Here is a 12,730-nt window from a genome sequence, read left to right on the forward strand (position 1 = left end):
AATTATCGCTATGCGACCAAGCATACGCGGATTTATTGAACAGTATCGAAATCACCCAGTACTTTTTGTTGGTGATGGCGTCAGTTTTCGATATTTAAACAACTCATACACATGGGACGATTTGCTCAAGGACATTGCTATCGAGCTAACAGGCAACGGTGAGTTCTATACGTTAGGCAAACAGGTATTTGACAATCGAATCCACAAAATGCTGGCATCTTTACTTAATATACCATAGTAAACTGAGCACATACTCAACCATTAGTCAACTAGTGCCAACAGGCGTTTGAATCATCTATTTGATGAAGCCACCTGTTTGAGATGATCCAGAGCACTACAACTGTTGACGTTTTGCATAGAAGGGCGCAATACTTAGACCAAAGTGCTCGCATAAAACACACTGAGATAGTTGACTGGACGCTTATTGCTTGAACAGGGTTTGCCATTCTGGTCGGTGCGCCGTTTTGCCATTTCAGATTTCCTTGAGGTTGGAGATTTGAGTTTAGGGCGTACCGAGAACGATTAGAATGTGGAGTTTTATGAAGCGCTTACACACAACCTATTCACTAGCTTTAATTGTCTCCAAAATTTTACCCTCAGCGGTCTTAGCTGCTTCACTTTGTGCTGGGATATATCGTATTTTAAGGTCATTAAATGCGGCACTAATATTTACAGCAGCTAACTTTCTAAACTTCATATTTTCAGGCCGACCCTCCCCAAGTTCAATAGTTTCATCAAGCTTTGTTTGCAAAATTAGATCATATCTCTTTGAATGAAACTTCACCAAAGACTCTAAATACTCTCTCTGATCCAATGATATCTCCCGACCTTGTATTTCAAGAGCAGCATTTAAATAGCCAAGCGCATCAACTACTGGTCTATCTACCAGCACTAAATCCGCATCGATACCAGCTTCAATTTCTGATTTTATTACTGATGCTATAATCCACAAGGTGCTTCCGAATGTATGATCCTCTAGGATAGGCAAGCCAGCATTCCTACAATCGGTCGCAAAATCGCCTATACGAACGGCTTTAATCCCCATATCCCCAGCTCGCTTTATCAATTCATTAAAGTAAGTGGTCTTCCCCGTTGAATGAGTCCCTGCAATTCCAATATACTTAGCCATTAAAATAAATCCCCTTGTTGACCTTCTAAAAATGGGTTGTCCGCACTCCCAGCTATCTGGGATAAAGTCAAAACATCCCTTTGTGCACTTTTTAATTTAGATAAAAGTATGTTGAATAACTGAGCCGTAGCTCTGGCGTCACCAGTAGCACGATGTCGTTCAGATGCTGGGATATCTAAAGCAAATTCTTTAATCATCTCGTCCAATGAATAACTCCGTAGGTTAGGACAGACATACTTAGCAAGTTTGATTGTATCGATTATGGCAAGTGGCCCCCACTCACCGAACTGTTTACGTATGAGCCTAGTATCCACGCCGACATTGTGACCCACAACGATTCCCTTACCCAGAGCCTCCAACACCTCACTCCTAATTTCCTCTGTAGTACTGCTAGACTCTAAATCCTCATTAGTAATTCCGTGAAATCGCGTTGCTTGCTCAGTTACAGGTGCAATAGGGCGAATCAACCATGACAATATATCTAATGTGGTATTTTGATGCGATGAAACGACCGCCAATTCGATTATCTCTTGCTGTGCCTGACCATTACCCTCAACGTCGACAGCAATGAAATCCAATACTTCTCCAGAATGATTACTCAAAGTATTTTCACCTCAATTAAATTTCCCAAAACTCTACTTGGCTCAGATTCCTCTTGATCATTGGCATACTGAGACCTTTCAGCTAACCTAATCCTCTTAATTATATTGTCAGACACACTTGCTTCAACTGAAGCCAGCGACTCTCTCATATCATCACATTTCATTTCTGCCACAACTTCAGTTAAGCGCTTAACTCGATCATCAATTGTTTCTGGAGATAACTGTTCATCCATCTCATAAGCAGGGGTCCCCTCGCGTGCAGAAAAAGGAATAACCACATTAATATGGAAATTCAAATTCCTTACAAGTGATACTGTTTCATTAAAGTCCTTTTCTGACTCACTAGGGAAACCAATAAGCCAGTTTCCATACAAAACCACAGATGTTGAGCTACGGATATGAGCTAACTGTTTCTTCAAGCAGTCTAGTTTATAACCCCTCTTCATCTTCCTTAGTATATTATTAGAGCCGCTCTGAACTGATAGATATAACAACCTTATCCTCCCATTTGCACTCCAACTCATTATATTGCTGTAATACTTTTGAAACGGCTTAGGCTCTATATATCTAATCGATAATTCAATCCTTGGACTTAAACTTAGAATGTTCTCTATTAAAGTTGGAAAATCAGCGTCACCATCAGGGGATCTGTAGTTTCCAACCTCATCACCAAGTAAAACAATGTGATATTTACCTTGTTCAACAGCTTCCCGAGCTTTAGAGAGAACCGAACTTAATGCTACAGAAGTAAACTCTCCACGCCCCTTAGGTATACTGCAAAAAGTACATTTATAAGGGCAGCTCCTAGTTACCGTAATGCGTTCAAAAGGATCCTGCTCGTTATAAAAAACAAACCCTTTTGTTGTTCTACGATACCGCTCCTCTGAAGAGGACTGATACGTCCTATCAATCTCCTGTAATGAGGCTACGATTGATGCCTTCTCTTCACCGACACGTAATCTCAGATTCTGAAGCCCAACAGCTGAGTCATTCTTAAGCTCTACGTTATAATCTTGAACGTGGGTGTCATCCACATCTGAAAACCTAAGTTCAGCCTTATCCATCAAAATCTGATGCATTGCCTTAAACGAAAGGTTTGTTGCTGATGTGCCTTTTTGTACTTTATCCATACTTGTGTTCGCTATGCATCCAGTTATGCTTATTTCGGCATTAGGTGCGCGACGAGCAACTTCGTTTATTTGACTAATAGCATCTTCAACCCACTTCCCCCTCACAGAACAGCCAGAATATATAACTTCATCTGCATCCTCAGGTTGTGGAACTAACTCGTATCCCTTTTGAACTAACCCAGCCTCCAGTACGTTCAAATCATATGAAGAATTTAAACACGTATTATGAGCTAAATATAATTTCTTCATCTACTGAGTAACCCCTAGTATCACTGACATATATCGAATAGCAACCCAAGCATAATGCACAAAAATGCACATAAACCATCATATTTTCCATGGCATAATTTATCAACAAAAGAAGGTGTTTCAGAGCAGCGTGAATAGCCACCGAGTCAGTCGACACTTCGAATCATTACTAAAAGTTGGGTACTGTTGAACTATTATTTGGACATTACCAACAGTTTGAAACACATAATGGGCAAAAATAAGTTTAGCAGAGTAGAACTATAGACTGATGCTATCGATCTGCTCTTGCAAATTTTGCTCAAATTGCCCTTGGACTGAATAAATCTTCTGCGTTAACTGCTCCATCTCTTTGAGGATTTTCGCTGTCTCAGCCTGCGTCTTCGCATTATCATACCGCTGGCTATCGGCTGTCACCTGCTCTTTCTGGGCTGATGACTGAATCTTAATAGCTTCAGCTTCCAACTTCTCCACCTTCGCTTTCAGCTCACGCATAGCCAGCTCCATTTGCATCTGCTCCTGTTGCTGCTTGGCAGACTGAGCCTGCTTTTCTTCTGGGGTCATGTCATCGGGGTCTTTCGGGATATTGAGCGCACCGCGAACCCGTTCCATAAATTCCGGTTTGTTCGGGATATCAGAGAGTTCAGCAACCAAATCAATCACCGCGACCTGTACTTGAGGCGGAAGCTGTGCTGTAAGTTGCATCATCCGATCAGCCAATTGGGCTTTGTATGCGGTCGTTTGCTGAATCGGCGCTAACGTAATATGTGCCCGAAGCCGGGTAATATCGTTCGTCAGCCCTTCTTCTGTCATCTGATTAATAACGACAGTCTTGCGCTTATGCTTGTCATCCCGGTGGATCACAATCGCCCGGTCCCGGTGAGATTTCATATCTTCAAGAATGTAACCCAGTAGCAGCTCACCAACGAGCTGACAACCAAACCGGTAGTTATCATTGATTTCTGCAAGCGTCGTCGCTCCCTGCTCGACAAGATTGGCAATTGCCACACCGGAGTCTGCGCCGCTTTCTTGCCCCAGAAACGCAGAGTAAATCCCCATGGTATCTTGGATTAACTTCATCGATTCCTGCATGACATTAAACTGCTGGGCAGCGATATTGAAATCTTGCTGGACTTGGAAGGCCTCTGAAATGGTTTTCTTGTTTCTCCGGTCAGGATTCAGCTCAATATAACCATCGGCCTTTTCAACCTCTTCAAGTATCTTATTGCGGCTCATATTCGTCGCATCTTCGTCAGCAATCACTCGTTTCGCCTGAAGTAGCCAAGTTAATTTGATTCTTCGGAAATTGACTTCGTTCTGCGCTGGAATAGCCCGCGCCACCAGACCGTAGGGTTCACCATTTGAATCTTTGCGATAGCCAAAAAACGGCACAATCGGAAACATCCCATTGGGTGCCTGACACTCCCGGCTTCCCAGATGATGGGGACCGGCAAACCAGCTCTCATAAATCCGACTGATTTGAGCACTCTCAAGCCGCGCCTTACCCATAGCTAAGGCCACTTGGTGCGGGATAAAATCTTTCCGATACTCAATCACCCGCCCGTTTGAAAAACGCAGTACCGGCATCCGTTCAAATTTACGGATGTAGATGATTTGCAGTTTAATTCGTTTGCGGTTTTGACTGAGATATTCAGTTTGCTCCCGAGTCCAGCTATTGTGCTCCTCCCATGCACTGAGCAAATCCAGGTCGTATCCGTCAACCAGAGTGGTATCTACAAATCCATTCCAGTTGTTTGCTGCATACTCAATCACCTTTGCTTTATTCGGCACCATGGATATCAGTTCATCAACATCAATCCATCGTTGGCGCATCACCCACCGGCAATCTGACCAGTCAGATTCAACAGAAAACCAGTCCCAGTAGATTTCATCCCGTGGCACATTTTTGATTTTATAACGTGGTCCGAATGGATTTGGATTGCGATAAACTTCCACGAACCCGATACCACATTTAATCTGATTGGCGTAGGCGTCCGAGCGGGCTTTATCCATTCTTCCCAACCGGCAGGCGTCCGAAAACTCAGCATTGACCGCTTCAGCCAACAGTTCCATTTCTTCATCGGGGTCATCGGCAATCACCATCAAATCAGTTCTGGTTTTGGCTTCCATCCCCAATACGCCGTCAACGGTCGGTGCAATCAAATTGTGCATCGTCTCTGGCTGATTGCGCTCTTTGAGTACCGCAACGACATTGGCCGGCAGTTGGTCTCCGTCATAATAGGCATGAGCAACTTTCGCTGTAGAGCGCCAGTCCGGTTGAGCGTCAATATCTGACATTAAATCGAGCACCTTCATGTGATCGACTGCTTTAGTTTTCAGTTGAACGGTCATTTTGTCATCCAGTGAGTGGGTTCTCTTGGGGTGTCTTTCTTCTTCGGTCTGACCGGCATCCGGACACGCATTTCCTGAGCAATCATGTAGCTCATCAGTTGGTCATCAAAACAGCCTTCCTGAGCATTCATGCTGCCGCGCCTGTCGTAGACATAGGTGTTCATTTCGCTGATGGTACCAATCCATCGAATACCGGACTGTCCATTAGCCAACAGAGGTTTCATCCCTTCGGTAAGAATGGGCTTGCTATGTTTGGTGGTGAGCCAGCCAAGTTTCAGCGTTTCATCTTCCCGGTCAATGTACTGCTCTGCGTAGATTCGACTGGCTGGGTAAATATCTTTGAGCTTGAGGATAAATGCATGGCCGTGGTTGTTACGCTCCGGACCGACGAATGCCATGTTGAACCATGTAGCGATGTGTTTGACCAGATATGCCAACAGTTCGACATCAACATAGCCGTACCAGTGCGCAACCTGCTCACCTGTCGATTGCCTAATCACATCGATACTGGAGCGGTCGCCGTGCTCTAACCCTTCGGCAATATCGACACCAATGGCGTACTCTTCGTCTTCATCCGGCAGCTCCCAGACCAGTAACATGTTCATCAATGAAATCTGCCCCTGCTCATCAAGTCGGTTTGGTTTATCGGCTTTAGTGCGCTTGCCAGTCACGGGCTCAATGTCGTAAACAACCAGCGGCGCTTCACAATCTCCCTCAGCACTCATCACATGGGTTGCATCAAATACCCGGCGTCCAGATACCAGAAACGCTTCTAATGGCGTTGACGGGAACTCCTGTTTCATTTGTGCGCCCTGCTCGGCCTTTTTGAGCACATACCACTGCCGCTGCGCATCATTGATGGTGCAGTTCATGGCTTTTTCAACAGCATCGAAATATTCCCGTTGCGCTTTGCTCATCACCACACCACTTACCGGAGCCGGAGCACGATATTTCGGGTCTTGCCACCACGCGAAAAAATGGAATTTCCAGTCCAGCAAACTTAGCTCGCCACCGGATTGCGCCGTCTCCAGCGCTTTCATAGTCATGGTGTAGTAATCCCCGCCGACACCTTCAGCAGTAGATTCGATAAACGCGATACATTCGGAATGAATCGCATTGAGCGTTCCCGTACGGACTTCCTTTGCTTTCTCTGGATATTTCGCACAGATTTTCCCGTGCTCGGAGATATGCAGGCGCTGGACAGTCCCGGAGCGGAATGAAGTTGCAACTTGTATACTCGAACCATGCTCAAAAAAAATCGCGCCGCCGGTGGTGCCGGAGCGACGCGACTTGATTCTGAAACGGCTTTTCAGCCACAGGGGCAAATTATCAAACGGTATTTCTATCTTGGTTCTGAATATCTCCCCGGCGGCCTGCCGGTCTTGGGCAATAATTCCGCACTTAAGGTTGTTGTTAAACAGGGCTTCATCCAACAGATAGATATCAATAGCGGTAGAAAATCCAAGCTGACGCGCTTTTAAAATGATGTTCAGATACCACATCATCTGAAACAACAATTTCTGCGCCGGTCTCAGACGAAAACGAACGAGTTCACCCCGTTCGTTTTCAATCATATAGAGATGATTCAGCCGCCACCATTTGTCGGACAGTCTTGCCCTGATGTCGTGAATAGCTTGCATCATTCGGTCTAAGGCGCTGTCGCGTTGATATCCCGATGATACCACTCTGTTTTTCGCAACACGTCCAGATTGTCTTGCTCGCTGTGGTAGGCTAACCGGTCAATGAATCCTGTGAAAAACGATTCATAGACGTTGATGCCTTCATTGGGTGTATCCGGAGTCCAGCCTTCCGGGTCGGGCATAATGTGGTGCATGTAACTTTCCATGGATGTTCCGCGTAGCACACAGGTATCAATCCACCCGATTGCCTCATTGAGCGTCGCACCAGACCAGCCCTGTCCCGGTATCGCCATTTCACGGCCACCGAAACCAAACCGGGTATACATGAAACCGCCGCCGGTAATCCGTCCTGATTTAATCCCCGCTTCGCGTAGTGCTTCCGGCAACTTATCGAAATAAAATGCATCGGTAATATCAACAGCCAGTGCTGGTAACTCGCCTTCCGGAACCGGCTGACTCAACTCGACCGTTGTCACCCCGGCACCGTCTGTATCACCACCGGAGACAATTACCGTGTTATCCGGTACATTGCCCCCAAATATTTGCCAGCCGTCTTTCACAACATAGGCCGAATCGAAGGTCACAGTTGTCGAGCCGTCAGCAGTCATTGTTGCAATCTGGGCTCTTGCTATATCAGAGTTGTAATGATTGCCGAACGGGTAACAGATGAAATTTGCCGCATCACTTAGCAATCCCCGTGCTTTCAAGTCAGCCTGTCCTTTTATACAGTAAGCAACCGCATCCGCCACGCTTGGCTGTGCGGTCATATCGGAATCATCAGGCAAACCATCGAGCGCAATATCCCAGTCATAGCTATCTTTCAACTCCCGAACCTGCTCCCAGTTCAGTGAATCGGAAATACCGATGACCTCTGTCGGAATATATGCCGTCCCTTTAAAGCCATACTGAGCCATATACGGCGCGGCGATGGTACGGATGGTATCTTCACCGTCATCAAACCCCATGACGATGGTGCCTTTTCCTTTCGCGGTGTGATACCAACCATTGAGAGCCACATCAGCCGCATACGGTGCATGTGTATTGAAAATTCGCACCTGCACGTTATCAATTCCCTTTAGGGCTGTCAGTTCAGCATTCTCACTGGCGTGATAGGCTTCCCAGATGGTTTTGTTGATGACTGTATCTTTGCCATAAGACAGGTAATCCACCCCCCATGGCGCGGAATCCGTATCGTGATAGAACCCAACATAATCATCATCAATCCCGAACTGAGCCACCAGATTAATATTCATGACCGGGATTTTCTTCTCTATCCCAACCACCACCACCCCCAGTTCATCACCATCGATAACCTGAGTGAGTGTTTTCTGGGTACGGACACCCGGATAATTGGTTCCGTCTCCTTTCAGCCGTATCCCGGCTGGCCTGCCTGTGGCACTCGCACCGTCACCACCGGACTGAGCCAGTGTCAGCGTGGATTTACTCGGAACAGACCAAAGCTCAAGGCTGTCGAAGGCATCAATTTCCACAGGGACTGACAGGCTGTTACCGATTAAAGCCTCTCCAAGTAGACGGACGTTCACGGCCTCAACCGTGAGTGTTTTACCCAATGCATTCTGACCGATGATATAAGCATCACTCACCGTGCTTTCATCCCGGATACCGTCGAGATACCACCAGAACTGCTCGGCATCCATCCCATCAGGCATGACTGCCCTGACGGTCTTCCCATATTCCGAATCCCCACGGATGGAGACAAGGGAGCTGTCCTCACGACCAGAAAGCGCTGCTGTGATTTGCTCAGCACTCAGGCCACTTTCATGAACCCCTTTCAGGACATTGGCAACCTCGATTGCGGTCATATTTCCGGTCAATTTTCTGATGTTATACATAACGTTCTCTCCTTCTCACAACAAAAAACCCGCCGAAGCGGGTTCTCACAATTCATCTGCTTATCTGGATTTATTCATCACTCATTAATCCACTGCGGCTCATACGGCGGATATCACTGAGCATTTCACTAATCGGTGTTTCATCCGCCTTCCCGGCGCTTTGAATGGCATCCGCTTCCAGAGACAGCTTCCGGGATGCATTCTCAATGCGACCTGTGTCAGCAACGATTTTCTTCCGACCAACCACATCAAGCCCAAGTTTCGATATCGTGTTGGTGATGGACTCAATGCGGGATGTGAGCACATCCAGATTGGTTTGCGCCTTTGCATAACTTTCATATAAAGACGCTCGCACCTCCGCTGAAGGCGCATTTTGCAAATCAGCCATAATCTGTTTCAGGTATTCCAGACCCATTTGCAGCCGAACCCGCGTCAGCGCCAGCTCATCATCAATCGTCGCCATTTCGGACACTTCAAACATTTCTAAGGCTGACGGTGGAAAATATCGGGCATACATCCCGCTCTTCCTTCTCAACTGATTTCCCGGCTCAAATGAGTATTCAGGATGAGGATTTCCAGAATTACCAACCGACTGCGAATGACCGGCTTTGAACCTGCCTTTTTCATCTCGCTCACCATCCAAGTTGTGATTCCCGATTTCAGGCGGTGAAAGTTGGGTGTTTTCATAGTTTTTGGGTAATTCGGATTTCTCTCGACGCTGATTTTGCCTTGCTTTCGGCTGAGATAGCGCACTTTGCGCATTATCGTTGTGCGCACTTTTTTTCTGCGCAGAGTGCGCAGTTTTGCGCATTTTGATATAGCGACGCGCACTGGCATATTTGAGACCTTTTGATTCACACCACTGCTTGACACTCATCCCGTCACGTTCATGATCCTGTTCAAACTGACGCTGCAATGCGTTCCAATCGTGTTTCGCCATATCGGTTATGTCTGTCGCTTGTAAGTTAAGTCACTATCACTGAGGACTTTCCGGCGTCCTCCATTTCAGATACTCATCGGCCTGAGCGGCACATTCAGCCAGTGCACTTTTAAGGCGGGGAATATCTTCAGTCACAACGGCTGGCCATGTGCCGTTGATACTGGGTTTATAACAGGGAACAATCAATCCTTCCGGTGGCAGGATAAGTTGTGTCTGAATCACCGGAACCGGCTTAGTAGGACTGACGCAACCGCTTAGTGACATCGGCAGGAATGACACAAGCATTACCGTGCATTTTATGCTGAAGGCTTTTGATTTCATGACGTAATTTCTCTTCATTCTGGCTCATTCGGGTTTGCCGGTTGAGTAACAGCACGTTCATCTCTTCCCGCTGCTGAGATAGCTGTGCAATCACATTGGTCTGCATCAAAAGCTGAACGCCTGACAGCGTGAGTTTTGCGCGCAGGCTGTTGTTCTCTGCTGAAACGGTTGTGATTTTGACGAACACGCCGATGACCAGCGCTGCCACCAGCGCATAGACGCCATATCTGATGTATTTAATGACGAATAACATGGATGATTTCTGAATCCGATTTGAGATGACCAAGTTGCACCAGTGCTTCTTTGACAGAAAGCTGGCCAGTACAAAGCTGAGTTTCTATTTCTCTGCGAGTAACAATGCCAGAGCAGTTGCTACCGACCTTCCGACAGTCCTTTCCTGCAACATACACCCATCGGTTAAACTCTCGACAGGCACCGTCGATATCGTGAGCCTGTAACTTTTTATATAGAGTTGATCGGCGAAGTGCGTTTGTCCCCAAGTTATAGCTGAAATCAAGTGCGGCAATGTGAACGTTTGGGGGGAGTTGGTAATTCAGCGATTCTAGGGGTTCATTGTGGTAACTCAGAGAGCTGGCGAGAAGCATTGCACACTGTTCGTCGGTATATGACTGATTTTGTGTCACTCCGGCAGTTTCTCCATGGCAGATAGTCCAGACACCACCGGGATCCTGATAAGATCGTTGCCTCACCCCTTCGAATGCCCCCGTCACCGCAATGGCACCGAACAAAACCGGCCCGAGAAGTCGGTTATATCTCATCAGCTCCCCTAGTCCGGGAAATAATCAATCGGGCGAGGGTGACGCCAATTCCGACTACGGACAGGACTGTCCCGACAACAAAAGCGATATCTGAGCCGTACCAGACAAAGTTCCCGGCCAGAATGTCATGCAGGCTCGAATTGAGCATCGACTGATAGTTTTCCGCACCCTTTGCAACGCTGACACCAACCCCAGTCCCACTGCCAACCGCAATCGACATCGTGGCTTTTTCTGAAATGATTGTCCCACCAGCATCGGAGCGGATTGAAAATAGATTCATTTTGATTTCTCCAATAAAAAAAGCCCCGTCCGACGGACGTAATGCCGCTCGCTTAACAGCGAGCGACTCTTTTCTTATAGGGATAACGAGGGGCTTTGTAGAGTACCTGTCTTGGTATCGGTTTGCGTTTTCTCTTCTCTGGTAAGATGAACCGTTTGCCATTCTCTCTCAGGTTTTGAAGTTTCTTTGGTACCGTCCCTGGTGTACGGCCAGAACACCATAAAAACTCATCTTGTATCAGTCTTAGCGCATTGATAAAGCTAATTCTGAGTGGTTCCACACCGTAATACTCTGCCATCCTTTTCATTTCTAAGCGGACAAGATTGTAAGAGATAAAAACTCCCCAGAGCTCTTGATAAATCCCTTCCGCTTTCTGACTTCTAAGAACAGTGGTGTTGTCCAGTTGATTCTGTTTCAGCTCACCGTAGCTTTGCTCAATTTCCCAGCGTTCCCAGTATACTTTGACCATCTCCTTCAATGGATAGGTTTCTGGGCATTCCATTGATGTGATGAAGCCTTTGATTTCTCCTTTTGGCTCAGGAATGAGTACCAAGCGAGCTTGCCAGTTTTGTCCCAGATGAGGATATTCTTTTTGAGCTTGAGGAGAGACCGGCATTTTGATGAGTTTGTCATAGGGAGAGTACTCCTCCAGAACCTCATATCTGAACTTACTCTTGATTGGTGTCAGCCAATGGATATTCTTGCCAGCTCCGCGCCATGATTGGAAAAGCTCCGCTGATAAGAAACCACGATCAAAAAGAGTGAGTGAGTTATCTGGCGCAGAGCCAACAAGTTGCTGAGCGTAAGATATTTCACTATTGGTTATCGGGCCAAAAGCCACATCGGATACCAAATGAGTTCGGGTAGACGTTAATGTGACGGCTAATACAGAAGGGAATGTGGATGTGGCACTTCTATAGCCAAATTGTTGATTATCTTTTGTTTCAGGCACCCTGAATTGAGTTCCGTCTACACTCAAAACCTTCAGCCCACAAACTGAGGTCGCGGTATCTTCTTTTTCCCACTCAGTCGCGGTGGTATGGAATAAGTAACGTAATGGTTCAAAACCGATACGCTGCCTTGCTTTCACAATACTGCTAGTCGCAAGAGGGGGAAGTTCCCCCTTTGAATCAGGAAAGGCCAGTTCAAGCTTATCGCAGACGTCGCTGATAGAGCGGTTTCTCATTAGCCCAATCCCCAACACCAGCCAAACGGCTTGTTCCGCAGGAAATCTTCGTTTTCTAACCGCAGCACGGCCAGTTTGCTTTACTGCTTCAGAAATCCATTCAATAGGAATATTTTTCTGAAATGAATCGATTGATTCAGGGTAATGAAATTCAGCTGCGATTTGTAACTCGCGAGAAAATTCAGACATAAAAAACGGCCTCAGAAATTACTCTGAGACCGATTATGAGGCCACCCTAGGATCATTCAAGTTTTCTTAAACGATCGGCATTA

Annotated in this window: 12 protein-coding genes; all 12 read right to left on the reverse strand. The window is 46.5% G+C overall.

Annotation, left to right across the window (positions count from 1 at the left end):
* Positions 1 to 559: 559 nt before the first annotated feature.
* The 12 genes from VRK_RS09250 to VRK_RS09305 all read right to left on the reverse strand — a co-directional run bounded on the left by VRK_RS09250 (position 560) and on the right by VRK_RS09305 (position 12,647).
* The gene (locus VRK_RS09250; RefSeq protein WP_059121091.1) at positions 560 to 1,129 is read right to left on the reverse strand and encodes an AAA family ATPase; all 570 of its coding nucleotides are present in this window, start codon (positions 1,127 to 1,129) and stop codon (positions 560 to 562) included.
* On the reverse strand, positions 1,129 to 1,731 hold the full coding sequence (locus VRK_RS09255; RefSeq protein ID WP_082671353.1) for a 3'-5' exonuclease: 603 nt from the start codon (positions 1,729 to 1,731) through the stop codon (positions 1,129 to 1,131). The genes VRK_RS09250 and VRK_RS09255 overlap by 1 nt, the downstream gene beginning before the upstream one ends.
* Complete coding sequence (locus VRK_RS09260; protein ID WP_059121093.1) at positions 1,728 to 3,110, reverse strand: radical SAM protein; 1,383 nt, start codon at positions 3,108 to 3,110, stop codon at positions 1,728 to 1,730. Before VRK_RS09260 ends, VRK_RS09255 begins: the two co-directional genes overlap by 4 nt.
* A gap of 258 nt (positions 3,111 to 3,368) precedes the next feature.
* The gene (locus VRK_RS09265) at positions 3,369 to 5,459 is read right to left on the reverse strand and encodes a portal protein (RefSeq protein WP_059121094.1); all 2,091 of its coding nucleotides are present in this window, start codon (positions 5,457 to 5,459) and stop codon (positions 3,369 to 3,371) included.
* Positions 5,456 to 7,102, reverse strand: a complete 1,647-nt coding sequence (locus VRK_RS09270) for a hypothetical protein (RefSeq protein WP_059121095.1) — start codon at positions 7,100 to 7,102, stop codon at positions 5,456 to 5,458. The genes VRK_RS09265 and VRK_RS09270 overlap by 4 nt, the downstream gene beginning before the upstream one ends.
* A 5-nt stretch (positions 7,103 to 7,107) precedes the next feature.
* Positions 7,108 to 8,952: a polysaccharide deacetylase family protein gene (locus tag VRK_RS09275; RefSeq protein WP_059121096.1), complete on the reverse strand. Its 1,845-nt coding sequence runs from the start codon at positions 8,950 to 8,952 to the stop codon at positions 7,108 to 7,110.
* Positions 8,953 to 9,022: 70 nt separating this feature from the next.
* Positions 9,023 to 9,892, reverse strand: coding sequence for a hypothetical protein (locus VRK_RS09280; protein WP_059121097.1), 870 nt, complete (start codon positions 9,890 to 9,892; stop codon positions 9,023 to 9,025).
* A 36-nt stretch (positions 9,893 to 9,928) separates the two neighbouring features.
* A complete protein-coding gene (lysC, locus tag VRK_RS09285) occupies positions 9,929 to 10,114 on the reverse strand; it encodes an Rz1-like lysis system protein LysC (RefSeq protein ID WP_231735757.1) in 186 nt (61 codons plus the stop codon).
* Between the two features lie 10 nt (positions 10,115 to 10,124).
* Positions 10,125 to 10,466, reverse strand: coding sequence for a hypothetical protein (locus tag VRK_RS09290; RefSeq protein WP_059121099.1), 342 nt, complete (start codon positions 10,464 to 10,466; stop codon positions 10,125 to 10,127).
* Complete coding sequence (locus VRK_RS09295; protein WP_059121100.1) at positions 10,450 to 10,992, reverse strand: lysozyme; 543 nt, start codon at positions 10,990 to 10,992, stop codon at positions 10,450 to 10,452. Before VRK_RS09295 ends, VRK_RS09290 begins: the two co-directional genes overlap by 17 nt.
* On the reverse strand, positions 10,982 to 11,272 hold the full coding sequence (locus tag VRK_RS09300) for a hypothetical protein (RefSeq protein ID WP_059121101.1): 291 nt from the start codon (positions 11,270 to 11,272) through the stop codon (positions 10,982 to 10,984). The genes VRK_RS09295 and VRK_RS09300 overlap by 11 nt, the downstream gene beginning before the upstream one ends.
* A gap of 52 nt (positions 11,273 to 11,324) precedes the next feature.
* Entirely contained in the window at positions 11,325 to 12,647 is a 1,323-nt protein-coding gene (locus VRK_RS09305; RefSeq protein ID WP_059120061.1) for an IS4 family transposase, read from the reverse strand.
* Between the last annotated feature and the right edge of the window lie 83 nt (positions 12,648 to 12,730).

It is taken from the genome of Vibrio sp. MEBiC08052 (assembly GCF_001506075.1).
In the GTDB taxonomy this organism is placed as follows: Bacteria; Pseudomonadota; Gammaproteobacteria; order Enterobacterales; family Vibrionaceae; genus Vibrio.